The sequence below is a fragment of the Comamonas sp. GW821-FHT11H03 genome, from assembly GCF_058807955.1.
This window is the reverse complement of record NZ_JBXARF010000005.1, coordinates 62,149-86,330: the sequence shown is the minus strand read 5'-3', so window position 1 is coordinate 86,330 and position 24,182 is coordinate 62,149. Positions and strand designations below refer to the sequence as shown.

Genomic DNA, 24,182 nt, shown 5'->3' with positions numbered 1-24,182 from the left:
TCAGGCGCGAAATTTGTTGGTGATGGGGTAGCGCCAGTCCTTGCCAAAGCTGCGCATCGTCAGGCGTGGACCGACCGGCGCCTGGCGACGCTTGTACTCGTTGATTTGTATCAGACGCGTGACCCGTTCCACATCCGCCGGCGCAAAACCCTCGGCGACGATAGAGCTTATGCTCTCGTTGCTTTCCATGTAACGGGACACGATGGCATCCAGCACCTCGTAGTCCGGCAGACTGTCCTGATCCTTCTGATCGGGACGCAGCTCGGCACTGGGCGGACGCGTGATGATGCGCTCGGGAATGGGATCGAGCCCCGTGCCGAAGGGGTCGTTGGCATTGCGCCAGCGTGCCAGCGCAAACACCTCGGTCTTGAACACATCCTTGATGACGGCAAAGCCTCCAGCCATGTCGCCGTACAGCGTGCAATAGCCGGTGGACATCTCGCTCTTGTTGCCTGTGGTCAGCACGATGGAGCCAAACTTGTTGCTCATCGCCATCAGCAAGGTCCCCCGAATACGGGCTTGCAGGTTTTCCTCGGTCGTGTCTTCGGCGCGTCCGGCAAAAGTGCCTGCCAGCGCAGCCTTGAAGGCTTCGAACTGCGGCGCGATATCGATCTCTTCGTGCTGCACGCCCACGCGCTCGGACATCTCGCGCGCATCAAGCCAGCTGATATCGGCCGTATAGGGCGAAGGCATCATCACCGTGCGCACCTTGTCCGCACCCAGCGCATCCACTGCGATCGCCAGCACCAGGGCCGAGTCCATGCCGCCCGACAGGCCGATGAGCGCGCCCGGAAAACGGTTCTTGCCGACATAGTCGCGCACGGACAGCACCAGCGCAGACCACAGCGCATGGTGGTGGCTCAGCTGAGGCTTGACTTGCCCCATCAGCGTCACGCCTCCATCCACCAGATGCGCCGCCACCATGGGCAGCTCTTCCTCGAAAGCGGCCGCGCGAGCCGCCACCTGACCGCTGGCGCCCACCGCAAACGAGCAGCCGTCGAACACGACTTCGTCCTGACCGCCCACCAGATGGGCATACACCAGGGGAACCGCATTTTCCATGGCACGCTGCGCAATCACCGCCTCGCGCTCGGAGGATTTCCCGCTATGAAACGGCGAGGCATTGACGACAGCCAGCAACTGGGCGCCTGCGGCCACGGCCGCCCGCGCAGGGCCGGCATGCCAGGCGTCTTCGCAAATCAGCAGCCCGATCTGGATGCCCTCCAGCTCGAAGACACAGCTCTGCTCACCGGCCGCAAAGTAGCGCTGTTCGTCGAACACGCCAAAATTGGGCAGCAGCTGTTTGAAATAGCGCGCAATCTGCTGCCCATCGCGCAGCACGCTGGCAGCGTTGAACAGTTTCTCACCTTGCTCATCGAGCTGCGGGTGACCGATGACCAGCGCCAGCCCCGGCCATTGGGCACTGGCTTGCTGCAATTGCTGCAGGGCCGCGTCGCAGGCCTGCAAGAATGCCGGACGCAGATACAGGTCCTCAGCCGCGTAGCCGCACAGGGCAAGCTCGGGCGTGAGCAGCAGGCGGGCACCGTTGGCATAAGCTTCAGCAGCAGCGGCGATGATTTTCTGGACATTGCCAGAGAGGTCTCCCACAACAAAATTGCGTTGGGCACAGCAAATGGAAAGCGTCATGAAAAGCAAGCTAGGCGGTGAGGCCACCAGCCCCAGCGACAATCAGGGCATGGCCGAAAACAAGATTATCACTCGCGTGCTTGCCAGCGTGCAGCAGCTGGACGCACAAACCTGGAATGTGCTGCTGACCTCTCAATCCACGCCTACTCCCTTCATGCGCCACGAATACCTGGCGGCCATGGAGCAAAGCGGCAGCGCCACGCCCGATACCGGCTGGATCGTCCGGGTCATCACCGTCTGGGACGGCGATGACTTGCTGGCGGCCTGCCCCCTCTATATCAAGACCCACTCTTACGGCGAATACGTGTTTGACTGGGCCTGGGCGCGCGCCTATCAGCAGCATGGCCTGCCTTACTACCCCAAGGGCTTGCTGGCCGTCCCCTTCACGCCTGTGCCCGGCTCGCGTCTGCTGGCACGCAGCCAGGCGCTGCGCGTGGCGCTGGTGCATGCCGTCCAGGCCTGGGCAGCCGAGCAGCAGCTGTCATCGCTGCACCTGCTGTTTGGCGATGCCGATGATCTTGCCGCCTGCGCTGCGGCCGGCTGGATGCAGCGCAGCACGGTGCAGTTCCACTGGACGAACACGCCGCCCACGCCCCCTGCTGCGCGCGCCCCCGTGCCCGCCGGGGCAGAACCCGCCAGCATGCAGGCCTGCGCTGAGACCGAAATGACACTGCCCTGCTGGAAGGACTTCGACGATTTTCTGGGCTCGCTGAACCAGGACAAACGCAAGAAGATCCGCCAGGAGCGACGCAAGATTGTCGAGGCCGGCGTGAGCTTCAAGGCCCTGCAGGGTCGCGACATCGGTGCGCAGGACTGGTCCTTCTTCTACCGTTGCTACGAGCGCACCTACCTGGAGCACGGCAACCCGCCGTATCTGACACCGGAGTTCTTTGCCGCCATGGCCTCGGCCATGCCCGAGAACTGGTTGATGTTCATTGCCGAGCGCAACGGACAGCCCGTTGCATCAAGTTTGATAGCTATTACCGCTTTACAGTCAACGAATTCAGCATCAAAACCATTTTTTTTTGAAGACAGACAAGCGCAAGCAGCTATCAATAGTAAGGTCGCCTATGGCCGCTACTGGGGCGCTCTGGAGCGGATCGACAGCTTGCATTTCGAAGCCTGCTACTACCAGCCCATCGAATGGTGCATCGCCAATGGATTTTCCCGCTTCGAAGGTGGGGCCCAGGGCGAGCACAAAATGGCCCGCGCGCTGCTGCCCGTGGAAACACCCAGCGCCCACTGGGTGGCCCACCCGGCTTTTGCCGATGCCATCGAGCGCTTTTTGCAGCGCGAGAGCGAAGGCATGACGCAGTATGTGAAAGAGCTGCAATCCCATAGCCCGCTGCGCAAGGCCTGAAGGCGAAGACAGAAAAAGGCCGCTTTGCAGCGGCCTTCAATCCCTAACCCCTGGAGACATTCAGAAGGTTTCCCAGTCATCCTCGTTCAGCGAGGACTTGGGCGCATTGCGGGCAGCAGCAGATTCACCGGCAACAGCGCCCCCCATCAAAGAGCGCGGGGCTGCCGGCATGGGGGCAGAGCGTGCCGCCACACGACGCACAGGTGCCTGACGCGCCGGGGCGGCAGAGGCGACTACGGCCGGCGCCGCTGCACGGGCTGCAGCCTTGGGAGCCTGGTCATGAAGCGCACTGCCAGGCAGCTGGAAGACCGCCACGGCCTGAACCAGATCCTGCGCCTGCTTGCGCAGCGCGCCGGCGGCAGCCGCACTTTCCTCCACCAGCGCCGCATTTTGCTGCGTGGTCTGATCCATCTGCGTCACCGCCTCGCCCACCTGGGCCACACCCTGGCTCTGCTCCTGGCTGGCGGCACTGATCTCGGCCATCAGATCCGTCACCCGGCTGATCGCCGACACGATGTCGGCCATGGTGGCACCGGCCTTGTCCACCAGCTGCGTGCCCTGCTCCACCCGCTGCACGCTGGTGCTGATCAAGGCCTTGATTTCCTTGGCGGCCTCGGCACTGCGCTGGGCCAGGGTGCGCACCTCGCCCGCCACCACGGCAAAACCACGGCCCTGTTCACCGGCACGCGCCGCTTCCACGGCCGCATTCAGCGCCAGGATATTGGTCTGAAAGGCGATGGAGTCGATGACCGTGATGATGTCGGCAATCTGCTGGCTGCTGTTGTTGATGCCCTTCATGGTTTCCACCACTTCAGCCACCACGGCACCGCCCTGCGCTGCCACCTGGGAAGCATTCACCGCCATTTGATTGGCAGCACGGGCGTTGTCGGCGTTCTGGCGCACGGTAGAGCCCAATTGCTCCATCGAGGCCGCGGTTTCCTCCAGCGCACTGGCCTGCTCCTCGGTGCGACCGGAGAGATCGGCGTTGCCCGAGGCAATCTGCGAACTGGCCGAGGCCACGCCTTCCGCGTTCTGGCGTACCGTGCGCACGGTCTGCACCAGACTGCTTTGCATGCGCTCCAAGGCGCTGAGCAAGCGGCCTGTTTCGTCCTCTCGCTCCACGCGAATGACGCCACTCAGATCCCCATTGGCCACGCGGTCCGCGGCCTGCACCGCCTGCTCCAGCGGCGCACGGATGGAGCGCACCAGCCAGATGCCTGCCCCTGCCGCCACCAGCACCGCAACCAGGGCAGCCAAGGCAAGCATGCGCACAGCCCCGTCATAGACCTTCTCCGAAGCCAGCGTCTCGTCCCTTGCCACATCGCTGTTGAACTTGATCAGCTTTTGCAGAGTCGCCGAAGACTGGTCATAGAGCTTGAGAGACTCGCCTCCCAGCACTTGCTTGGCCTGCTCTTTATCACCTCGACGCGAAATTTCGAACAGTTGCTTGTTCAACTCGACATAACGCTCCCGTTCGCGCAGGAACTGCGCGTAGAGCTCGCGCTCCTCGGCAGTGACAATCAAGGGTTCATAGAGCTTTTTTGCATCCGCCAGGTGTTTCTGCAATTGCTCGAATTGAGCCTCCACCTGAGCCATATAACCGGGCTCGTCATTGTTGACATGCCGCAACTCAAGCAAGCGGGTGCGCGCCAGGTCGGTATTGAGGGTATTGATCACTTCCACGCTGGGCAACGCATTGCCGGTGATGGTTTCAGCGCTGGAGCGCATGGAGCGCAACTGCATCAATGCCATGGCAACCACCACGACCAGCAGCAAGACCAGAACCCCGAACGTGCCGAGAATCCGCGTGGAGATTTTGATGCTTTTCATTGATTGCACCTCCCTCTATTACCAATTAGTTTTTATTAATACTTCTTTTGAATCCATGCCCACGAAGCGCAAGGATTCAATTTTTCTGCTCGATCGGGAAATATCTCTCTGGATGGCATGCCAGAGATGGAATGGTCCTTGCTACCGGCTTATATGTGTTCAATTGTTTCAAGTTTCATATTCCTTGCCTATCTTCAGAGGCTTACAGCCATGTAGGCAGATACTTACACCGCACTCAAGTTACTTAAAGTTACCAACAAGTGACAACAGCGATTCTCGATGCCATGGCAACCCACATAGCCTTGAAAAAGCGTCAAGCCACCCCTCTTCTTGATCAATATCAAGACAGTTTGAAGAAAGCTTGTAAAAAAACCCCGACAGCGTTCGCTCTCGGGGTTTTGAGACAGAAGTCGTTGAAACCGGCAATCCCTCAGAACTGCTCCCAATCCTGATCATTGGTCAAAGCGGGCCGAGCCGTTTTGACCGACGCCGGCATGTCCTTGCTCGGGCCTTGATCGACTAACGCTGCAGCCCTGGGGCCAGCGCTCATGCCGGCCTTTGCAACCGGCTCGACCCGATTTTTCAGCGCCGCAGTGGCAAAGCTCTGTGCCTGATTGCCCAACTGAAAAATCGCCACCGAATCGACCAGTGCCTTGGCCTGGCGCTGCAAAGAGTCGGCGGCTGCCGCGCTCTGCTCCACCAGGGCCGCATTCTGCTGCGTGGTCTGATCCATCTGGGTGACGGCTTCGCCCACCTGGGCAACGCCCTGGCTCTGCTCGCGACTGGCCGCGCTGATCTCACCCATGATGTCAGTCACGCGGCCGATGGCCGCCACGATTTCGGCCATGGTGGCGCCGGCCTTGTCCACCAGCTGCGAGCCTTGCTCCACGCGCTCCACGCTGGCATGGATAAGCTGCTTGATTTCCTTGGCCGCCTCGGCGCTGCGCTGCGCCAGCGTGCGCACCTCGCCCGCCACCACGGCAAAGCCACGACCTTGCTCGCCGGCACGCGCGGCTTCCACGGCCGCATTCAGCGCCAGGATATTGGTCTGGAAGGCAATCGAGTCGATCACGCCGATGATGTCGGCGATCTGGCGGCTGCTGTCGTTGATGCCCTTCATGGTGTCCACCACCTGGGCAACCACATCCCCGCCGCGACCCGCCACATCGGAGGCATTCTTTGCCATTTGATTGGCGGTCTGGGCGTTGTCCGCGTTCTGACGCACGGTCGAGCCCAGTTGCTCCATGGATGCAGCCGTTTCCTCCAGGGCGCTGGCCTGGTTTTCGGTACGCGCCGAAAGATCCGCATTGCCCTGAGCGATTTCGTTGGACGCCTGGGCCACGCCATGGGCATTGCCGCGCACATCCTGGACCACGGCGGACAGCTGCCGACGCATGTCTTCCAGCGCATTGAGCAGCAAGCCCATTTCATCGCGGCGCTGGTTCTTCACCACCATGCCCAGTCTGCCGGCAGCCACGGCCTGCGCCAGCTCCACGGCCGTGGCCACGGGCACCGTGATGGCGCGCGTCATCGCAATACCGACCACAGCGGCAAACAGCACCACCAGCGCCAGCGTACCGAGCAGCCAGTAGCGGGCCAGCTCGAAACTGGACTTTTCGGCCTGCTGGGCCTGCGCCGCGTTCTCGAGCTGCAGCGTCATCAGCTTGCCCGTGCTTTCCGCCACCTGGCTGAAGGCCTGTTCGGACAGCCCGGCAAAAAACAGCCCCAGCTCGTCGGCCATGCCTGCCTGGCTGTCTACGGTGTTGTAGTCGCCATCGCGTGCCCGTGCCAGCAACTGCTCGTGCAGCTTCAGGAAGTTCGCCTTGCTGACCTGATAGCCTTCATAGGCCTGGCGCAGCGGCTGGCTGGCAATCAGCTCGTTGACCACCTTCTCCTGCTCGGCAATGGTTTTCAGGCGCTGCTGGATCTGCTGCTCATAGCCTTCGATCTCGACCAGGGTGCGCGCGGTGGCGATGCCCGCCTCATGGCGTCGCAGCCGGTTGTATTCGGAGCGCATGGAGGCTGCGTTGTAGACACTGGGCAGCGCCACTTCGGAGACCTCACGGCCCGCAGCATGAATGCTCGATAGCTGCAACCAGGCCACCAGGCCGAGCAATGCGGAGAAAAACACCAGCGCCGTAAAGCTGACGCCCAACTTGGTCCCCACGCGCCAGTCCGAAATCTTCCAACTCATGCGCTCTCCCTCGTATCTATCGATGCAGGCCATAAAAAAAACGCACCAAGCGAGGTCCGCCAGGCGCGTTTCAAATTGTATATATGCAGATTGCGGGGCTTCTCTGCAAGTAAAGGTTAGAGACCCTTTACTAGTTTGGATCAGCCCTTGTAGTTCGCGATGCCGTCCACGATTTCCTTGTGCGCCACGTCCACGCCCTTCCAGCCCAGAACCTTGACCCACTTGCCCTTTTCCAGATCCTTGTAGTGCTCGAAGAAGTGAGCGATCTGCTGCAGGGTCAGCTCATGGATGTCGCTGAGGTGGTTGATCTTGTCGTAGGAAGGCAGCAGCTTCTGTGTGGGCACGGCCAGAACCTTGCCGTCGATGCCGGACTCGTCTTCCATCTCCAGAATGCCGATGGCACGGCAGGGCACGACCACGCCGCTGGGCAGGGGAAATGGTGTCATCACCAGCACGTCCACGGGGTCGCCGTCGCCAGCCAGGGTCTTGGGCACATAGCCGTAGTTCACGGGGTAGTGCATGGCCGTGCCCATGAAACGGTCTACGAACAGGCAGCCGGTTTCCTTGTCCACTTCGTACTTCACGGGAGCCGAGTTGGCCGAGATTTCGATGACGACGTTGAAGACTTCAGGAGTCTTGGAGCCGGGGGTCACATTGTTCAGAGACATGATGGTTGGGTGAAGTAATACAAAAAGCCCCGCAAGAGCCAACAAGGCATCAGCCCCTGAGGGTCAGCCCGCGATTTTAGGCGCATGACCCTAACGCAGGCATTACATGTTTGAAAGATGCACGCGCAGTTGTGTATTACCGCCAGGCGCCGCCGGCCGCGACACCCATGAAAACCCACCCAAACCCATATAGCTATAGATGAATTAGCTCTCAAAATAAGAGCACATCAAGCGTTCGCCGGGTGCCGGCGACGCACGGGGCCGCTGCGCTGCTCCACCGCCGCCTGTACCTCCTTGCGCAGCCCGAGCGCAAAGCCCAGCTCGGCCGCCACAAACAGCGGGCCTATCAGCAGGCCCATCACATCGTCAAAAAAAGCGGGCTTGCGTCCTTCCCAGTAGTGACCGATGAACTGGATCACCCAGCCCAGCGCAAACAAACCCAGCCCCCAGGCCAGCCAGCTGCCCATGGGCAGCGCGGCGATGGGAGCGGCCAGCGCCAGCATGGCGGCCAGCAGCACGCTCATGAACAAGCCGTAGCGCCCGTCCAGTCGCCAGTAATACACCGCGGCGGCAACCGCTGCCAGCAGAGCCAGCGAGATCGGGCTACCGCCAGGCGCTCCCCATTGCAGCCTGGCCAGGAGAATGACCACCGCCTGCATGATCATGGGTACGCCGATGTAGTGCGTCACGATATTGCGCGGATCACGGTGGTAGTCGGCGTAGTTGGACAGTTGGTCGATTAGGGTTTTCATCGCTGTATCTCCTGGTCGCTTGTCAGAGCATGGTGGCGCAGCATCAACCTTGCCGTCTGTCATGCCACCGACACAAGCGCTAAACCCTTCCCCCAGGCCTGCACCGGCCTCAGTGCCCACTGCACGCCAGCGCGGCAGCTTCGAGCATGTCAACGCCAATGACCTCTGGGCCATTGTGCAGGCCGGACGCTGGTTCCGCTCCCTGCCGCTGGAGTTGACCGCCCAGATGCAGCAACTGGCCCAGCCAAGGCTGCTGACCGCTGGCGAATGGCTGTTTCGCCGCGGCGATGCGCCCTGCGGCCTGTATGCGGTGGCCAGGGGCTCGCTCAGCATCTCCGGCACGGCTGCACTTCAGGAAAACACCCGCACAGCCTTGCTGACCTTGATCGAGCCGCCGAGCTGGCTGGGCGAGATCGCCCTGTTCGATGGCGAGCCCCGCACCCACGACGCCTGCGCCAATACTGCCTGCGCTCTGCTGCATATCCCTATACCGCCGCTGCGCGAATGGCTGGATACCAACCCTCATTGCTGGCGCCACATGGCCCTGCTGCTGACCCACAAGCTGCGCTCCAGCCTGATTGCGCTGGAGGAACAGACCGTGCTGCCTGCCCCGCAGCGCGTGATGTGCCGCCTGGTGCAGATGGCCATGGGCCACGAGCAATGGGCCGACCGCATGCGCACTCACCGCGAGTTGGCCGTCTCGCAGGAGCAGATGGCACGCATGCTGGGCCTGTCACGCCAGACCACCAACCAGATACTGCAGGAGCTGCAGCAGGCCGGCTGGTTGCAACTGCGGCGCGGCAAACTGGAAGTTCTCGACCTGGCCGCACTCAAGGCCGCAGCACTCACCGGGCAAATACCCACGAGCAGCTAGGCGCTTGCCTCCGGGCTCGGGGTCGCCCCGGCCTGCCGCTCCACTGTCCGCTTGGTGCTGGACAAGCCTGCTATCTCTTTGATAATGAAATCGGGTCTGGGACACCAGACCCGAATCAAGATCATCGCGGGCGATCCAGCCAGACTCCGACATGCCGTCGTCGTCGCCCGCCATAACAACGGATACCCCATGCCCTTGCCTCCCAGTGCCAGCCGCACGCCAGCCCCGATCCACATGCGCGACGTCAAATACCGGGGCTATGCCCGTGATGACGGCATGTGGGACGTGGAAGCCGAGCTGATCGACCAGAAAACCTATGACATCGAACTGCACGGCCGCCGCAAAGTGCCGGCAGGCAAGCCGATTCACCATATGTGGATTCGCCTGACCATCGATGCCGACATGGTGGTGCACGGCATCGAGGCTGCCATGGACGACCACCCCCTGGGCCACTGCTCCCAGGCCACAAAGTCCATGCAGAAGATGATGGGCTGCTGCATAGCCCGCGGCTGGCGCCGCGCCATTGCCGACAATCTGGGCGGTGTGGTGGGCTGCACGCATCTGCGCGAGCTGCTGTTCAATATGGCGACGCCCGCCTTTCACACCGTTCTCAACCAGTTCGGTACCAATAGCTCAGGCCTGCCGCCACGCCACCTGGGCCAATGCCTGGGCTGGGACTTCAACGGCCCCGGCGTGGCCGAGTTCTACCCCGAGTTCAAGGGCTGGAAGCCGCTCGCTCAGCACCCCGCGCAAACCACTACAAAAGACTGATCCACAATCCCATCAAGCGCTAACAGCTATCAAATTTGATAAGCCACAACAAGCCCGCAGCCGGCCCGGACTTCGCGCTTGCGGCACAATCGAGCCCATGGCAGAACGTGTGATCCCCTTGGTCGATGAGCGTGCGGCGACCCGCAACGCAATCGTCCCCAGCCCCCTGCAGGCCCCTACCGGGCTGCTGCAGGATCAATGGGGGCGGCCTTTGCGCGACCTGCGCATCAGCGTCACCGACCGCTGCAACTTCCGCTGCAACTACTGCATGCCCAAGGAAGTTTTTGACAAGAACTACCAATATCTGCCCCACAGCTCGCTGTTGAGCTTCGAGGAAATTACACGCCTGGCCAGACTTTTTGTCGCCCATGGCGTACGCAAGCTGCGCCTGACCGGCGGCGAACCGCTGCTGCGCAAGAACATCGAAGCCCTGATCGCCCAGTTGGCCGAGCTGCGTACGCCCGATGGCCAGCCGCTGGACCTGACACTGACCACCAACGCTTCGCTGCTGGCACGCAAGGTCCGCGCTCTGAAGGATGCCGGCCTCAATCGCGTGACCGTCAGCCTCGATGGGCTGGACGACGCCGTGTTCCGGCGCATGAACGATGTGGACTTCCCCGTGACCGATGTGCTGGCCGGCATCGAGGCTGCGCAGGCCGCAGGCCTGTCACACATCAAGGTCAACATGGTGGTCAAGCGCGGCACCAATGACGACCAGATCCTGCCCATGGCCCGCTACTTCCGCGGCACGGGAATCACGCTGCGCTTCATCGAATACATGGACGTGGGCGCAACCAACGGCTGGCGTATGGACGAGGTGCTGCCCTCGGACGAAGTGATAGCGCGTCTGCGCGCCGAGCTGCCGCTGATCCCGCTGGCGCCCAGCGCCCCTGGCGAGACCGCCGTGCGCTGGGGCTATGCCGATGCCAGCGGCCGACATGATCCGCAGCTGGGAGAGGTGGGCGTCATCAGCAGTGTGACCCATGCTTTCTGCGGCGACTGCAACCGCGCACGCCTGTCCACCGAGGGCCAGCTCTATCTGTGCCTGTTCGCCAGCCAGGGCTGGGACTTGCGCAGCTTGCTGCGCACCGGTGCCAGCGATGCCGAGATTGCTGCAGCCATCGCCCCCATCTGGCAGCAGCGCGACGATCGCTACTCGCAGCTGCGCAGCGAAATGCCGCCCGATGTGGCGCCGCAGCGGCAAGGCCGGCGCATCGAGATGAGCTATATCGGTGGCTGACTCACGCATCCCCCCTGAGCAGATCACCGGCTGCGTGCTGGCCGGGGGGCGCGGGGCACGCATGGGCGGCGTGGACAAAGGCCTGCAGCGCTTTCAAGGCCTGCCACTGGCACTGCATGCATTGCAGCGCCTGGCCCCGCAAGTCGGCCCCCTGCTCATCAATGCCAATCGCAATGCAGCGGCCTATGCCGAGCTGGGCCAGCCACTGGCTGCCGAGGTCTGCGCCGACAGCCTTCCCGACTACCCCGGCCCGCTGGCGGGATTCATGGCCGGCCTCGCGCATTGCCGCACGCCATGGCTGCTTTGCGTGCCCTGCGATACGCCGCTGCTGCCCCTCGATCTGGCTGCGCACATGCTGGCCTCGCGCGGCGATGCCGATATCGTCATCGCTCACGGCTGGGATACCGAGCATGCCAAGCCGGGGCAGCCGCCGCAACTGCGCGCCCAGCCCGTGTTCTGCCTGCTGCGGGCAGGGCTCGCCTCCAGCCTGGAGCGCTTCATCACCGGCGGCGGCCGCAAGATAGACGCCTGGACCAGCCAGCATCGCAGCGCCCAGGCCCTATTTGACCGCCCTGGGGACAAGCAGGCCTTCAGCAACGCCAACACGCTGGCCCAGTTGCTTGATCTGGAGCAAATCGCCCCCGAACGCCAATCCTGATTCACCGGCACCTCAAGCCAAAAGCGTAAAGTGCCACGCAGCCCCATGGCCGCATCCCGTCATGAGGTTTTTTATTTTTGCTGTTATGACTGCGACTTTTCAACCTGCCGCTTCCACCAGCGCCCAGACGCTGACCACTGACCAGGTGCTGCAACAGCTGCAGGCCCTGCTGCAGCCGCTGGGTGCGGTCGCCGAGGTGGAAACCGTCGCCCTGCCCGATGCTCTTGATCGTGTGCTGGCAGCCGATGTGATCTGCCCCGTCAACGTCCCCCCCCATGACAATAGCGCCATGGACGGCTATGCCTTTGCCGGCAGCGAACTGGAGCAGGCGCAGCCTGACCGGCCACTGATGCTGCGTGTGGTGGGGACGGCGCTGGCAGGAGGGCCCTGGCAAGGCCGGCTTGGCTCTGGCCAATGCGTGAAGATCATGACGGGGGCGGTCATGCCGGCGGGTGCGGACACGGTAGTCGCCCATGAGCAAGCCAGCGCTGAGCAGGAGTGCATTCAGTTTGACGGCCATGCCCTGCGCGCAGGCGCCAATCGTCGCCTGCGCGGCGAAGACCTGGAGCAAGGCTCTGTGGCGCTGCGGGCCGGCCAACGCCTCACACCAGCCGCCCTGGGTCTGCTGGCCAGTCTGGGACTGGGCCAGGTCAGCGTGCGGCGCCGGCTCAGCGTGGCTTATTTCTCCACCGGCGACGAGCTGCTGAGCCCCGGCGCCGAGCCGCGCGAGGGAGCCATCTACGACAGCAACCGTTTCAGCCTGCAGGCGCTACTGCGCCGCCTGGGCGCCCATGTGCTGGACCTGGGGGCCGTGCCCGATGAGCCGGCCGCGCTGGAAGAGCGTCTGCGCGAAGCAGCCACCCTGGCCGATGTGGTGCTGACCAGTGGCGGCATCAGCGCCGGCGAGGCCGATCACACCCGCGCGATCCTGCAGCGCCTGGGCACCGTGCAGTTCTGGCGAGTGGCCATGCGTCCCGGCCGGCCACTGGCGGTGGGTCTGCTCGCTCCCGCCGGCGCAATCTCCTTGACCAGACCGGCAGGTATCCCGATCAAGACAAGCGCAAGCGGCTCCCAAAGTCAGGGCAATACACCACCCACCCAACGCCCGGCGGTGCTGCTGGGGCTGCCCGGCAACCCGGTGGCCGCCATGGTGAGCTTTCTGATGTTTGTGCGCCCGGCCCTGGCCATGCTGGCAGGCGAGCGCGGCGCCCCCGTGCCATTGCTGCAGGCGATCAGCAGCGAGCGCCTGCGCAAACGCCCGGGTCGTACCGAATATCTGCGCGGCGTACTCGAACTCGACGAAAAGGGCCAGGCCGCCGTACGCACCACAGGCCCGCAAGGCTCGGGCGTGCTCAGCTCCATGGTCGCAGCCGACTGCATCATCGTGCTCGACGATGCGCGCGGCGATGTCCTGCCCGGAGAATCCGTCAACGTCCTGCTGCTGCAGGGCCTGATCTGAAGACAGACTTGCCGTCTGTGCTTAGACCCTCGATCCATTCTGGGAAAAATTTCATGCCATACCAAGCCACCCACTGGGCCACAGAACCCACAAGGCAGGCCATCGACGCGCTCAAGGGCGCGAATTTGCTGGAATTCGGCACCCCCTGGTGCGGCCACTGCCAGCGCGCCCAGCCGCTGTTGCAGGCTGCGCTGGCTGCCCAGCCAGAAGTGGCGCACATCAAGGTGGAAGACGGTCCCGGCCGGCCGCTGGGACGCAGCTATCGCATCAAGCTCTGGCCCACGCTGATTTTTCTGCGTGACGGGCAGGAAGTGGAGAGGCTGGTGCGGCCCCAGCAGGCCCGCGAGATCGAGGACGCACTGGCCCGCATCGCCGCACAACCCTGATCCATCGCATGCCGACGGCATTCGCCGACAATGGTCCGCATGCCGTCTAAGAAGACTTCCACCGAAACCGCACCCAAGAAACCACGCCGCGCCAGCGGCCGCCCGCTGGCCGACGATGCCGTGGGGCGGGACATCATCCTGCAGACCACGGTGAAGCTGCTCAAGGCCCGTACGCCGGAGCAGCTGAGCATCCTGGAGATCGCCGCCGCAGCCGGTGTCACGCGGGCCCTGGTGCGCTACTACTTCGCCGACCTGAAGGGCCTGCTGCGGGAGGTCACGGAATCGCTGATGCGCGAGCTGCAAAACCGCATGGAGGTGGCGCTCAAGATGCAGGGCACGGTGGAGGAGCGCGTCTACCAGCGCCTGCAGTTGCGCCTGGACTTCATGCGCGAGCACCCGCAGTTCGAGCGGCTGGCGCTGTCGGAGATCTACCACTACGAAAGCCTGGGCGAGCCGCCGCCGTCGGGCACGCCGCTGCAGCGCATCACGCGGCGCGGGCTGGAGCTGACCTCGACCATGCTGATGGACGGAGCGCAGGCCGCCCCTGCCGGCCAGGACGGCCGGGTGGACCCGCGCTTCATCCACCTGGCCATTCTCAGCATCTCGGCCTTTCTTCCCACGGCGCGGCCGCTGCTGGCCGAACTGTTCGGCGAAGGGCCCGAGACAGACCGCCAGATCGAGCACTACCTGCGCTTCATGTCCCATTTGCTGGCAGAACGCATCCGGCAGGACACGCCGGCGCAAGACCACCCGCCACACCCGGGCCACCACCCGGAATGACTTGCGCCGTCGCACGCTGCTTCTCCTTTCATCCAGTCGCCGCGGCTATTCGGGCTGTATCCCGAGCTCCTTGACCAGCCGACCGAAGCGCTCGAAGTCGCTGGCATTGGTCTTGCCCAGGCGCTGCGGCGGGCCACCCACGGGCAGGGTTCCCAGCGTGGCCATGCGAGCCACCACGTCGGGCATCCTGAGGATCTCGTTGAGCTGCGTGTTCAGCAGCTTGACCACATCGGCCGGCATGTTCCTGGGGCCGAACAGGCCATACCAGGCCGTCAGCTCCACATCCTTGTAGCCCAGCTCGGCCAGCGTCGGAACCTCGGGCGCCAGCGGTGAGCGCTGGTGGTCGGCCACTGCCAGGGCCACCAGCTTGCCGCCGGGCAGATAGGGACTGATGGAGCCCAGCGTGCTATAGGTCAGGGGCACATGGCCGCCCACGACATCGGTGACGGCCGGCGCCACGCCCTTGTAGGGTATGGATTCGAAGCGGGCACCAGTGGCGCGCCGGACCATTTCGCCCAGGAAGTGCATGGGCGAACCATTGCCCGGCGTGGCGTAGCCCAGGGCCTGGCTCTGGCTGGCCTTGACGGCATCCTTGAGTGTGCGCACGCCGGCGCCCGGCCCGGCGACCAGGAACAGCGAGGTGGACCCCACCTCGATCACGGGCGTGAAGCCGTTGAGCACGTCATAGCCATGGCCCGGACCCAGCTTGAGCACGAGCTGGGCCATGGAGAAGGTGTTGGGCGCCAGCAGCAGCGTATAGCCATCGGCCCGTGCGCGGGACACGAAGCTGCTGCCGATGGTGCCGCTGGCACCGGCGCGGTTGTCCACGAGCACGGACTGCCCGATGCGCGCGGACAGCTTCTCGCCCAGCAGCCGCGCCAGCGCATCGGTATCGCCGCCCGCCGGATAGGCGACGACGATGGTGACCGGCTTGTGGGGATAGGCCTGGGCCCAGGCAGGTCCGGCCAGCAGTGCCGTGGCCATGGCCAGGCCAAGGGCCAGCGTTGCGCGTCTCGCTTTCATGGTGTGGACTTTCATCGTGGGGTTTCTCATTTTCAGCAGGTACAGGAGCGGGGTTCAGTCCTGGCGTATTGCCACGCGGTGCATGCGCCGCGCCGCAGGGTGGTAGTCATTGACCGCGTAGTGCTGGGTGGCCAGGTTGTCCCAGATGGCCACCGATCCCTTGCGCCAGCGAAAGCGCACCTGCCACTCGGGCACCTTGGCCAGACCGCTGAGCATGGAGATCAGGGCCGCGCTCTCGTCGCTGGTGACGCCCTCGATGTGCGTGGTGTAGAGCGCATTCACGAAGGCCACAGGCAGGCCCGTCACCGGGTGCTCGAAGACCACGGGCTGCTCCAGCGGCGGGTACTTGAGCCGGGTGGCGCGGTAGGCCTCGCCCGAGGGATCGCGACGTGCCAGGCTTTGCCGCAGGGCCGGTGCCTCCCAGTTGTGGGTGGCGCGCAGCTTGCGCAGATAGGCCTGCAGCTCGGGGGCCAGCGAGGCGAAGGCCGCCGTCATGCTGGCCCACATGGTGTCGCCTCCCGTGGGCGGCACATCCACGGCGTAGAGACAGGCGCCTGCGGGAGGCCTCGCCTGCCAGGTCAGGTCGGCATGCCAGATGTCGGTGCCCGTGCGCGTGCCCTGGCTGATCAGCAGTTCGACATGGGGATCGTCGGGATGCGAGGGGAAGGTCGAGGACACGGGCTCGACCTTGCCGAACACCCGGGCCACGCGCACCTGCTGCGCAGGGTCCAGCGTCTGGTCACGGAAAAAGATGACCTGGCGTTCGGCCAGCAGCTTGCGCAGCGCGTCCGCGTGGTCCTGCACCTGCGCCGGGTCCGAGAGATCGATTCCGTGGATCTCCGATCCTATGGACGGGGTGATGTGTTCGACTTGCATGAAGTTCCTTTCCTCAAAAAAAGCGTTGTGCTGGCGGGTTCGCCGGATGGCTAGGCGGCCGTGATGTCCTGCGGCAGCGGCATGGAGCGGAACCGGCGGCCCGTGGCATGGAACATGGCCGTGGCCACGGCGGGTGCGGTCGGGCCCAGGGCGACCTCGCCGCAGCCCTGGGGCGGCCGGTCGCTCTCGACCAGGACCACCTCCACGCGCGGCATCTCGGACAGCTGCAGCAGCGGGTAATCGTGGAAATTGCTTTGCTGCACCGCGCCCCTGTCGAAGCCCAGCCGGCTCTTGAAGGTGTTGGTCAGTGCGAAGCCGATGCCGCCTTCCACATTCGCCTTGACCAGGCCCGGATTGACCACGCGGCCCGCATCGATGGCGCAGATGGCACGCTCCAGCCGCACGCGGCCTTCGACGATGCGCAACTCCATCACCAGCGCCACGAAGGTCTGGAAGCTCTCGCCACGCCCCGTATAGACGTTGAAGGTCATGGCGCGGAAGATGCCGGGCTGCGCGGGCTGGTCCCAGCGGGCCGCCCTGGCCGCCGCATCGAGCACGCTCAACGCCAGCGGCTGCCCTGCCAGCAGGCGGCGCCGGTACTGGTAGTCATCCACCCCGGCCGTGTGGGCCAGTTCGCTGATGAAGCTCTCCAGGAAGAAGACGCTGGAGGTGGTGCCCACGCTGCGCAGATAGCTCAGCGGTATGGGCTGCTGCACATCCACGGCATCCACGAGCAGGTTGGGCACGCTATAGATCAGGTCGTAGATGGCCTCCACCATGGTCTCGTCCCAGCCCCCCGCATCGGCCATCTTCTTGGGATTGATGGCGCCATAGAGCGACTGACCCGAGATGCGCGCATGCAGCGCGGCCGGCAGGCCGTCGGCACCCAGCACGGCGCTCAGGCGCCCCGAGGCACCGGGCCGGTAGTACGAATGCCGTATGTCGTCCTCGCGCGAGCGGATGACCTTGACGGGCCGCCCCACGACCCTGGAAGCCGCAGCCGCGTGCAGGGCGAAGTCGGGCATGTACTTGCGCCCGAAGCTGCCGCCAAGGAAGGTGGTGTGCACGATCACCTTGTCCGCAGGCACGCCGCAGGCCTTGCCGAGTTCGCCGCGCAGGAAATCCTGGCCCTGGTAGGGGCCCCATGTCTCCACCTCGCCGTCGCGCACATGGACCGTGGCGGCCAGCGGCTCCATAGTGGCGTGCGTGATGTAGGGCGAGTGGTAGTCGGCCGTGATCGGCTTGCCCGCCGCCAGCAGTTCGCGCGCTCGGCCCAGGCTGCGGGCCACGACGGCCTTGTCGTCCGACAGGCCAGCGACGAACTGCGCATGGATGCGCTCGCTGTCCACGCCGGCTGCCGCGCCGGCATCGAATTCGATGTCCAGTGCATCGGCGGCCTGCTTGGCGATCCAGTACGAGTTGGCCACCACGACCACAGTGCCGGGCTCGGCATCGGGCCATTGCGTGGTCCGCACGATGGCGTGCACGCCGGGACGCGCACGCACCGCCTCCTCGTTGCTGATGCGCACGATGCGCCCCGTCACGCTGGGCGCCATGCGCACGGCACCGATCAGCATGCCCGGCACCTCGACATCGATGCCGAAGACTGCGCTGCCGTCGATCTTGGACGGCGTGTCCACGCGGCGCAGGTTGCCGCCTATCAGGCCCTGCTCGGAAGCCGACTTCATGCGCGGCCTGGCGGCCAGGGGAAGCCTGGCAGCGTCGGCCACGATCTCGCCGTAGCCCACGCTGCGGCCGGTCGCAGGGTGCAGCACGCGGCCGGCGCGCGCCGTGCATTGGGAGGCACGCACGCCCAGCCGCCCCGCCCCGGCGCGCAGCAGCACATCGCGCGCCTGGGCGCCGGCCAGTCGCATGCGCTCGTAGAAATAGTTCATGGACATGGACGCACCCACGAACTGCTGGAACGGCATTTCGCCCGCGTCGTTGCGATAGGCATCGCGCCCCGTGACAAAGCGCACGGTCACGCTGGCCCAGTCGGCATCGAGCTCGTCGGCCAGCACCTGGGGCAGGCCCGTGTAGATGCCCTGCCCCACTTCGCACTGCGAGACGCCGATCACCACCTGGCCCGAAGGCTCGATCCACACCCAGTCGCCGATGGATTGCGTCGTGCCTGCCGCAGCACCGACTGCCGACGGTGCGGCCTGCGCCAGCGGGATCAGCAGGCTGCCGGCCGCCGGTGCCACCAGCAGTGCGGCCGCGCCCTGGAGCAGTTGCCTGCGGCGCAGGGAGACAGCGGCCCCCGCCATATGGCCCCGTTCATTGCTTGGATGCTGCGGCATGGATGGCCTCCCGGATGCGGTGGTAGGTGGCGCAGCGGCACAGATTGGTCATGGCCTCGTCGATCTGCGCATCGGTGGGCTGCGGATGGGCATTGAGCAGTGCGGCGGCGGCCATGACCATGCCGGACTGGCAGTAGCCGCACTGCGGCACGTCCTTGTCCATCCAGGCCTGCTGTATCGGGTGGGAGCGGCCCTTGGACAGGCCTTCGATCGTCGTGACCGACTTGCCCGCCACCGTGGAGACGGGCAGCACGCAGGAGCGCACGGGCTGACCATCAATATGCACCGTGCAGGCGCCGCACATGCTGATGCCGCAGCCGAACTTGGTGCCCGGCAGCTTGAAGTGATCGCGCAGCACCCACAGCAACGGCGTCTGCCCGTCGCCGTCAAAGGCCGCGCTTTGGGAATTGAGAGTGAATTTCATCGTGGGATCTCCGGGACCGCATGCATCAAAACGAGTGGTGTATGCCTGCCGCAATCACGGTCTGCGTGCGCCCACTGGCAACGCCGACGGAGTTCATCGCCGCCACGCCATCCGAGGCACGCTGGTAAGTCACAGAAGCATGCAGCTGCGTGCGCCTGGAGAAGGCGTAGCGCGCGCCCAGGTGCACCTGATTCCACTTCGTTTGCTCGAAGCGGCTGAAGGAGTAGCCCGTGTTGATGGTCACGGCCTGGCTGGTCTGCCAGGCCATGCCCAGGTCGAGGGCGCTCATGTGGCTGGAGGCGCTGCCGTACTTGAGCGTGGAGCGCGTCAGCAAGGCGTTGAGGCGGACCGGCAGCCCATCGAGCTGGTAGCCACCGCCTATGCCCAGCACCTGGAAGGTATCGAGCACCAGGGGCCGGCCCGCCACCAGGTCCTCGCCCAGCGCATTCGCGAGGCCCGTGCGCCCCGCGATATCGAAGGCGCGTCCGCGTGCATCGGTATAGGCCACGGCCAGATTGAGCCTGGCACTCGAATAGCTGCCCATGAGGCTGTAGGTGCGATTGGCCTGCGAATGGCCGGGGACCTCGCCGAAGCCGTATTGCGCGCCGAACTGCATGCCCCCCATGCGCGGCGTCATATAGACCACCGAGTTGTCCACGGGAAACTGGCTGGACAGCCCGTCCAGGTTGCCGGGGTGGTAGAGATAGAAGTTGTAGAGCTGGTAGCCGTTGCCCCACTGGCTCAGCGTGCCCGCCGTGAAATCGACCTGCCGCCCCAGCCGCAGCGATCCCATGGTGGCGCTGTCCAGGCCCACCCAGGAGGCGCGGTTGAAATAGCTGGTCGGCGAGATCGGAGAGCCGATGTCGGTGAGAAAACCGTTTTCCAGCTGAAACGAGGCCTTCAGCCCCCCGCCCAGGTCCTCGGAGCCGCGCAGGCCCCAGAGATCGGGCTGGGAGATGGCCGAATCCATGCGCGCCAGCCGGCTTCCGCGCACATCGCTGATCCAGGGCATGGTCAGGTCCATGCTGCCGTACAGCGTCACCGAACTCTGGGCCAGCGCCGCTCCCGCGCAGCCCTGTATCGCCACTGCGGCAATTGCTTTGTATTTCATCGCAAGTCTCTTTCATCGTGAGGTTGTCAAAATATCCACAAGTGGCAATTTTTGACACCACGCCACGGAAGATGCCTGGCAAGGCGCGAGTTAATTTCCACTTATGGAAATATTAGACGAGCCCCATCGTTCCGGCTGCTGGGGTTTTCATCTACCGTGTTCGGGGTAGGTGCGCGGCGACGGGAGAGCCATGGGACGGCGCCAGCCGCCTGTCCCGAGAGACGGTCAGCGTCCCAGCGCCAGCTCCACGCCCTTGTTGGCCAGCGCATCGGCACGCTCGTTGCCGGGGTCTCCGGCATGGCCCTTGACCCAGCGCCAGTCGATACGGTGGCCGCTGCCCTGCACCAGCGCGTCCAGCTGCTTCCAGAGTTCGACATTCTTGACGGGCTCCTTGGAAGCAGTGACCCAGCCCTTGGCCTTCCAGCCCTGGATCCACTCGGTGATGCCTTTGCGCACGTACTGACTGTCCAGATACAGCACCACATCGCAGGGACGCTTGAGCGCGGACAGCGCCTCGATCACGGCCTTGAGCTCCATGCGGTTATTGGTGGTTCCCAGTTCACCACCGAAGAGTTCCTTCTGTGCCGATCCAGCCTGCAGCAATGCTCCCCAGCCGCCCGGGCCGGGATTGCCCTTGCAGGCACCATCGGTGTAGATCACAACTTGATTCAATTTTCTTCCTTGTTACGCCAGAACATGTCCGGCGGCTGCTTCTGGGTCACGGGCGCCTTCATGCCGGTCGGCACGCTGCTCTTGCGCCAGCTTGGGCTCATCAGTCGCATGCCCTGCACGCGTTTGACGGCCACCACGCAATAGACGCCCCCCATCACCGGCCAGCAGCGGTGGCCAAGGCCCTCCATGAACTGCCAGCGGCTCAGCCACTTCTCACTTTCAGTGGCAGGACGATAACAGCCAAATTGCACGGCTTCGATCTCGAAGCTCAGCAATCGCAGCCAATCGCGCAAACGCCAGTAGCCCACCCCCAGGCTCAGGTCTGGCAAATAACCCGCACTGCGCTCCACCCGGCGCTGCAAGCCCAGTAGACTTGAGGGGTTCAGCCCGCTGATCACCAGCCGCCCTTCGGGCACCAGCACGCGCGCAGCCTCGCGCAGTGCGGCATGCGGATCGTTGGAGGCCTCCAGCGTATGCGGCATCAGCAGCAGGTCGAGGCTGGCCTCGGCAAAAGGCAGGGCTTCCGGGGCGGTTCTGAGCGCCGGCATCAAAGGGGCAAAATTATGCGCATCATCGGCAGGAGGCTGCACCTGCGACACTCGATCCACCGCCGCTTGCGCTACAGTGCCTGCTTTTGCATCAGGAACGGGATCGAGGCCCTCCAGCGCCAGCCAGCGATGGGGCATGCGATTGCCGCGCAGGCCTTGCAGCTGCGGCAAGCCCAGTTGCAAGGCGTGGTAGCCAAAGATATCGGCCACCGCCTCGTCAAAGCGCTGCTGCTCCCATTCCAAGAGGTAGTGCCCGAGGGCTGAATCCGTCCAGTGATGCATCTCTATAATTTTGCAGCTCATGAACCTGTTGCCCATTCCCGCTTTTTCCGACAACTACATCTGGATGCTCCACGATGCAGAACATGCCGTGGTCGTCGATCCGGGTCAGGCCGAGCCTGTGCTGAGCACATTGGCACAGCGGGGCCTGAAACTGCTGGGCATTTTAGTCACCCACCATCATGCCGACCATGTGGGCGGCGTCGAGGCCATTCGCGCGGCCACCGGCGCTCCCGTCTGGGGCCCTGCCTACGAGTCCCTGCCCGAGCCCGTCACGCGCGTACAGGGCGGCGACTGCGTCGAGTCGCTCGGCGGCCCATGGCAGGTCATCAATGTACCCGGGCACACCAGCGGTCATATCGCCTTCTTCAGCACCCGGGCGCAAAGCCAGCCCCTGCTGTTCTGCGGCGACACGCTGTTCTCGGGCGGCTGCGGCCGACTCTTCGAAGGCACGGCAGCGCAGATGCAGGCTTCGCTGGACGCACTGGCCGCCCTGCCCGCCAACACGTTGGTGTGCTGCGCACATGAGTACACAATTTCCAACCTGCGATTTGCGCAGGCCGTGGAACCAAACAATCCGGAACTGGCTCAGTATCTGGAATATTGCCAGCAACTGCGCAAGAACGGGCTGCCCACGCTGCCCTCCACATTGCAGACCGAGCTGGCCATCAACCCGTTCATGCGAAGCCGCGCGTCCGATGTGATCGCAGCCGCCGTGCACCATGATCCCCAAACAAGGCCCGAGGAGCCCGCCAGCGTGCTGGCTACCCTGCGCCAATGGAAAAACGTTTTCTGATGAAGCTGCTATCCACCCTGCTGCTGACAAGCGCACTGATATTAACCGGCTGCGCAACCACCAGCAGCGTCGACCCCATGTATCCGAACGGCCCTCTCAAACCCCTGGGCCAGGGCAAAGTCGGCAGCTCCGAAGTCGCTGAACTGGAAGCCACGGGCGACCTCTGGGTTCGCATCCGCAAGGGCTTTGCCATGCCCAATCTTGAGCAGGACCTGGTCCAGAACCAAGAGCAGTGGTATGCCACGCGCCCCGACTACATCCAGCGCATGACGGAGCGATCGAGCAAATACCTGTTCCACATCGTCGAGGAACTGGAGCGCCGCAACATGCCGACAGAGCTGGCACTGTTGCCCTTCATCGAGAGCGCCTTCAACCCTCAGGCCGTATCCAGCGCCAAGGCCGCCGGCATGTGGCAGTTCATGCCAGCCACGGGCACCTATTTCGACCTCAAGCAGAATGTCTTCCGCGATGATCGCCGCGATGTGCTGGCCTCGACCCGCGCCGCGCTCGACTATCTGCAAAAGCTCTACAACATGTTCGGCGACTGGCATCTGGCACTGGCCGCCTATAACTGGGGCGAAGGCAGCGTGGGCCGCGCCATCAAGCGCAATGAAAAGCTGGGCCAGCCCGCCGGCTACCTTGATCTGCAGATGCCGGCCGAAACCCGCAACTACGTGCCCAAGCTGCAAGCCGTCAAGAACATCGTGGCCGAACCCGAGAAGTTCAACACCGAGCTTCCCATCATCGAAAACCACCCTTATTTCCAGGCCGTGGATCTGCCGCACGACATCGACGTGGAGCTGGTGGCCAAGCTGGCCGATGTCAGCGTCAAGGACTTCAAGGCACTCAACCCCAGCTTCCACAAGCCGGTGATCTTTGCGCGCGCCACACCACAGGTGCTGCTGCCCTGGGATAATGCCAAGGTTTTCCGCCGCAATCTGCAGGCCTATAGCGAAGGCCAGTTTGCCAGCTGGACGGTATGGACCGTGCCCACCACCATCACCGTGGCCGAAGCCGCCCAGCGTGCAGGCCTGGGCGAAGCCGATCTGCGCGCCATCAACAACATCCCGCCGCGCATGCTGATCAAGGCCGGCTCGACCCTGATGGTGCCGCGCGATGCCAATGTCAAGACCGATGTGCCCGGCCATGTGGCCGACAACGGTCAGATCTCCTTCGCACCTGAAGTCGTGACCGTGCGCACCACGGTCAAGGCGCGCAAGCGCGATACCCTGGTCAGCGTGGCCAGCCGCTATGGCATCAGCGTCTCCAACCTCGCGGACTGGAACGACCTCAAGTCCACGGCATCCTTGCGCCCCGGCCAGTCGCTGATTGCCTACCTGCCCAGCCGCGCAGCCCGCAGCGTACGCGCCGAAAGCAATGACAGCTCAGCGCGCAACACTCGTGGCGGCAGCAAGGTGGCAGCCGCCACCAGCAAGAGCGCCAAGACCAGCAGCGCCCCCGCGGCCCGCGGCGGCAAGAGCGAACCCAAGGCACGCGGCGGCACACCTGCCAAGAAGCGCAAATAAGCCTCGCC

Annotated in this window: 22 protein-coding genes; 10 read left to right on the top strand and 12 right to left on the bottom strand. The window is 64.2% G+C overall.

The features are described 5' to 3' along the window. Window positions 1-1,647, bottom strand: coding sequence for an NAD+ synthase (locus AC1RTQ_RS12830; protein WP_304350264.1), 1,647 nt, complete (start codon window positions 1,645-1,647; stop codon window positions 1-3). Between AC1RTQ_RS12830 and AC1RTQ_RS12825 the strand changes: the two genes are divergently transcribed. Next, window positions 1,646-3,007: a GNAT family N-acetyltransferase gene (locus AC1RTQ_RS12825; protein WP_492876250.1), complete on the top strand. Its 1,362-nt coding sequence runs from the start codon at window positions 1,646-1,648 to the stop codon at window positions 3,005-3,007. The genes AC1RTQ_RS12830 and AC1RTQ_RS12825 overlap by 2 nt on opposite strands. Before the next feature lie 60 nt (window positions 3,008-3,067). Here the strand turns inward: AC1RTQ_RS12825 and AC1RTQ_RS12820 are convergent, their stop codons facing one another. The 4 genes from AC1RTQ_RS12820 to AC1RTQ_RS12805 form a co-directional block, all read right to left on the bottom strand. Continuing rightward, window positions 3,068-4,837 carry a methyl-accepting chemotaxis protein gene (locus AC1RTQ_RS12820; RefSeq protein WP_492876248.1) on the bottom strand — a complete coding sequence of 590 codons (1,770 nt, stop codon included), beginning with the start codon at window positions 4,835-4,837 and terminating at the stop codon, window positions 3,068-3,070. Window positions 4,838-5,267: 430 nt separating this feature from the next. Further along, on the bottom strand, window positions 5,268-7,031 hold the full coding sequence (locus AC1RTQ_RS12815; protein ID WP_492876246.1) for a methyl-accepting chemotaxis protein: 1,764 nt from the start codon (window positions 7,029-7,031) through the stop codon (window positions 5,268-5,270). A gap of 140 nt (window positions 7,032-7,171) precedes the next feature. After that, window positions 7,172-7,699: an inorganic diphosphatase gene (ppa, locus tag AC1RTQ_RS12810; protein ID WP_182286454.1), complete on the bottom strand. Its 528-nt coding sequence runs from the start codon at window positions 7,697-7,699 to the stop codon at window positions 7,172-7,174. A gap of 227 nt (window positions 7,700-7,926) precedes the next feature. Continuing rightward, entirely contained in the window at window positions 7,927-8,451 is a 525-nt protein-coding gene (locus AC1RTQ_RS12805) for an Mpo1 family 2-hydroxy fatty acid dioxygenase (protein WP_492876244.1), read from the bottom strand. 112 nt (window positions 8,452-8,563) lie between these two features. On the opposite strand from AC1RTQ_RS12805, the gene AC1RTQ_RS12800 reads away from it, so the two are divergent. The 7 genes from AC1RTQ_RS12800 (at window position 8,564) to AC1RTQ_RS12770 (ending at window position 14,619) form a co-directional block, all read left to right on the top strand. Then, a complete protein-coding gene (locus tag AC1RTQ_RS12800; RefSeq protein ID WP_492876243.1) occupies window positions 8,564-9,325 on the top strand; it encodes a Crp/Fnr family transcriptional regulator in 762 nt (253 codons plus the stop codon). Between the two features lie 189 nt (window positions 9,326-9,514). Continuing rightward, window positions 9,515-10,096, top strand: a complete 582-nt coding sequence (locus AC1RTQ_RS12795) for a DUF2889 domain-containing protein (RefSeq protein WP_492876241.1) — start codon at window positions 9,515-9,517, stop codon at window positions 10,094-10,096. Between the two features lie 97 nt (window positions 10,097-10,193). Then, window positions 10,194-11,336 (top strand): GTP 3',8-cyclase MoaA, encoded by a 1,143-nt coding sequence (moaA, locus tag AC1RTQ_RS12790; RefSeq protein ID WP_492876239.1) that lies wholly within the window; start codon window positions 10,194-10,196, stop codon window positions 11,334-11,336. Further along, window positions 11,329-11,994 carry a molybdenum cofactor guanylyltransferase MobA gene (gene mobA, locus AC1RTQ_RS12785; protein WP_492876237.1) on the top strand — a complete coding sequence of 222 codons (666 nt, stop codon included), beginning with the start codon at window positions 11,329-11,331 and terminating at the stop codon, window positions 11,992-11,994. Before moaA ends, mobA begins: the two co-directional genes overlap by 8 nt. Window positions 11,995-12,079: 85 nt before the next feature. Continuing rightward, the gene (gene moeA / locus AC1RTQ_RS12780) at window positions 12,080-13,453 is read left to right on the top strand and encodes a molybdopterin molybdotransferase MoeA (RefSeq protein WP_492876235.1); all 1,374 of its coding nucleotides are present in this window, start codon (window positions 12,080-12,082) and stop codon (window positions 13,451-13,453) included. A gap of 53 nt (window positions 13,454-13,506) precedes the next feature. Continuing rightward, window positions 13,507-13,839 (top strand): thioredoxin family protein, encoded by a 333-nt coding sequence (locus AC1RTQ_RS12775; RefSeq protein ID WP_492876233.1) that lies wholly within the window; start codon window positions 13,507-13,509, stop codon window positions 13,837-13,839. Window positions 13,840-13,878: 39 nt separating this feature from the next. Then, a complete protein-coding gene (locus AC1RTQ_RS12770; protein WP_492876231.1) occupies window positions 13,879-14,619 on the top strand; it encodes a TetR/AcrR family transcriptional regulator in 741 nt (246 codons plus the stop codon). Between the two features lie 45 nt (window positions 14,620-14,664). Here AC1RTQ_RS12770 and AC1RTQ_RS12765 read toward each other — a convergent pair whose 3' ends face one another. The 7 genes from AC1RTQ_RS12765 to AC1RTQ_RS12735 form a co-directional block, all read right to left on the bottom strand. After that, window positions 14,665-15,642 (bottom strand): Bug family tripartite tricarboxylate transporter substrate binding protein, encoded by a 978-nt coding sequence (locus AC1RTQ_RS12765; RefSeq protein WP_492876229.1) that lies wholly within the window; start codon window positions 15,640-15,642, stop codon window positions 14,665-14,667. 54 nt (window positions 15,643-15,696) lie between these two features. Next, the gene (locus AC1RTQ_RS12760) at window positions 15,697-16,518 is read right to left on the bottom strand and encodes a TauD/TfdA dioxygenase family protein (RefSeq protein ID WP_492876227.1); all 822 of its coding nucleotides are present in this window, start codon (window positions 16,516-16,518) and stop codon (window positions 15,697-15,699) included. 50 nt (window positions 16,519-16,568) lie between these two features. After that, window positions 16,569-18,818 carry a xanthine dehydrogenase family protein molybdopterin-binding subunit gene (locus AC1RTQ_RS12755; protein WP_492876225.1) on the bottom strand — a complete coding sequence of 750 codons (2,250 nt, stop codon included), beginning with the start codon at window positions 18,816-18,818 and terminating at the stop codon, window positions 16,569-16,571. Then, a complete protein-coding gene (locus AC1RTQ_RS12750) occupies window positions 18,796-19,242 on the bottom strand; it encodes a (2Fe-2S)-binding protein (RefSeq protein ID WP_492876223.1) in 447 nt (148 codons plus the stop codon). Before AC1RTQ_RS12750 ends, AC1RTQ_RS12755 begins: the two co-directional genes overlap by 23 nt. 25 nt (window positions 19,243-19,267) lie before the next feature. Beyond that, window positions 19,268-20,353, bottom strand: coding sequence for a porin (locus tag AC1RTQ_RS12745; RefSeq protein ID WP_492876221.1), 1,086 nt, complete (start codon window positions 20,351-20,353; stop codon window positions 19,268-19,270). A gap of 225 nt (window positions 20,354-20,578) precedes the next feature. Next, window positions 20,579-21,025 (bottom strand): ribonuclease HI, encoded by a 447-nt coding sequence (rnhA, locus tag AC1RTQ_RS12740; protein WP_492876219.1) that lies wholly within the window; start codon window positions 21,023-21,025, stop codon window positions 20,579-20,581. Then, window positions 21,022-21,855: a class I SAM-dependent methyltransferase gene (locus AC1RTQ_RS12735; RefSeq protein WP_492876649.1), complete on the bottom strand. Its 834-nt coding sequence runs from the start codon at window positions 21,853-21,855 to the stop codon at window positions 21,022-21,024. The genes rnhA and AC1RTQ_RS12735 overlap by 4 nt, the downstream gene beginning before the upstream one ends. Before the next feature lie 19 nt (window positions 21,856-21,874). Between AC1RTQ_RS12735 and gloB the strand changes: the two genes are divergently transcribed. Together gloB and AC1RTQ_RS12725 are read left to right on the top strand one after the other, a co-directional pair. Further along, complete coding sequence (gene gloB, locus AC1RTQ_RS12730) at window positions 21,875-22,648, top strand: hydroxyacylglutathione hydrolase (protein ID WP_492876217.1); 774 nt, start codon at window positions 21,875-21,877, stop codon at window positions 22,646-22,648. Next, window positions 22,648-24,174, top strand: a complete 1,527-nt coding sequence (locus AC1RTQ_RS12725) for a transglycosylase SLT domain-containing protein (protein ID WP_492876215.1) — start codon at window positions 22,648-22,650, stop codon at window positions 24,172-24,174. Before gloB ends, AC1RTQ_RS12725 begins: the two co-directional genes overlap by 1 nt. Window positions 24,175-24,182: the final 8 nt, after the last annotated feature.

Bases quoted from the DNA above. Each gene is read 5' to 3' on its own strand.
- AC1RTQ_RS12725 (WP_492876215.1), top strand. From the start codon at position 22,648: ATGAAGCTGCTATCCACCCTGCTGCTGACAAGCGCACTGATATTAACC.
- AC1RTQ_RS12830 (WP_304350264.1), bottom strand. From the start codon at position 1,647: ATGACGCTTTCCATTTGCTGTGCCCAACGCAATTTTGTTGTGGGAGAC.
- AC1RTQ_RS12805 (WP_492876244.1), bottom strand. From the start codon at position 8,451: ATGAAAACCCTAATCGACCAACTGTCCAACTACGCCGACTACCACCGT.
- AC1RTQ_RS12770 (WP_492876231.1), top strand. From the start codon at position 13,879: ATGCCGTCTAAGAAGACTTCCACCGAAACCGCACCCAAGAAACCACGC.
- ppa (WP_182286454.1), bottom strand. From the start codon at position 7,699: ATGTCTCTGAACAATGTGACCCCCGGCTCCAAGACTCCTGAAGTCTTC.
- AC1RTQ_RS12795 (WP_492876241.1), top strand. From the start codon at position 9,515: ATGCCCTTGCCTCCCAGTGCCAGCCGCACGCCAGCCCCGATCCACATG.
- moeA (WP_492876235.1), top strand. From the start codon at position 12,080: ATGACTGCGACTTTTCAACCTGCCGCTTCCACCAGCGCCCAGACGCTG.
- AC1RTQ_RS12750 (WP_492876223.1), bottom strand. From the start codon at position 19,242: ATGAAATTCACTCTCAATTCCCAAAGCGCGGCCTTTGACGGCGACGGG.
- AC1RTQ_RS12815 (WP_492876246.1), bottom strand. From the start codon at position 7,031: ATGAGTTGGAAGATTTCGGACTGGCGCGTGGGGACCAAGTTGGGCGTC.
- gloB (WP_492876217.1), top strand. From the start codon at position 21,875: ATGAACCTGTTGCCCATTCCCGCTTTTTCCGACAACTACATCTGGATG.
- AC1RTQ_RS12820 (WP_492876248.1), bottom strand. From the start codon at position 4,837: ATGAAAAGCATCAAAATCTCCACGCGGATTCTCGGCACGTTCGGGGTT.
- AC1RTQ_RS12825 (WP_492876250.1), top strand. From the start codon at position 1,646: ATGAAAAGCAAGCTAGGCGGTGAGGCCACCAGCCCCAGCGACAATCAG.
- AC1RTQ_RS12760 (WP_492876227.1), bottom strand. From the start codon at position 16,518: ATGCAAGTCGAACACATCACCCCGTCCATAGGATCGGAGATCCACGGA.
- AC1RTQ_RS12765 (WP_492876229.1), bottom strand. From the start codon at position 15,642: ATGAAAGCGAGACGCGCAACGCTGGCCCTTGGCCTGGCCATGGCCACG.
- AC1RTQ_RS12745 (WP_492876221.1), bottom strand. From the start codon at position 20,353: ATGAAATACAAAGCAATTGCCGCAGTGGCGATACAGGGCTGCGCGGGA.
- AC1RTQ_RS12735 (WP_492876649.1), bottom strand. From the start codon at position 21,855: ATGCATCACTGGACGGATTCAGCCCTCGGGCACTACCTCTTGGAATGG.
- AC1RTQ_RS12755 (WP_492876225.1), bottom strand. From the start codon at position 18,818: ATGCCGCAGCATCCAAGCAATGAACGGGGCCATATGGCGGGGGCCGCT.
- moaA (WP_492876239.1), top strand. From the start codon at position 10,194: ATGGCAGAACGTGTGATCCCCTTGGTCGATGAGCGTGCGGCGACCCGC.
- AC1RTQ_RS12775 (WP_492876233.1), top strand. From the start codon at position 13,507: ATGCCATACCAAGCCACCCACTGGGCCACAGAACCCACAAGGCAGGCC.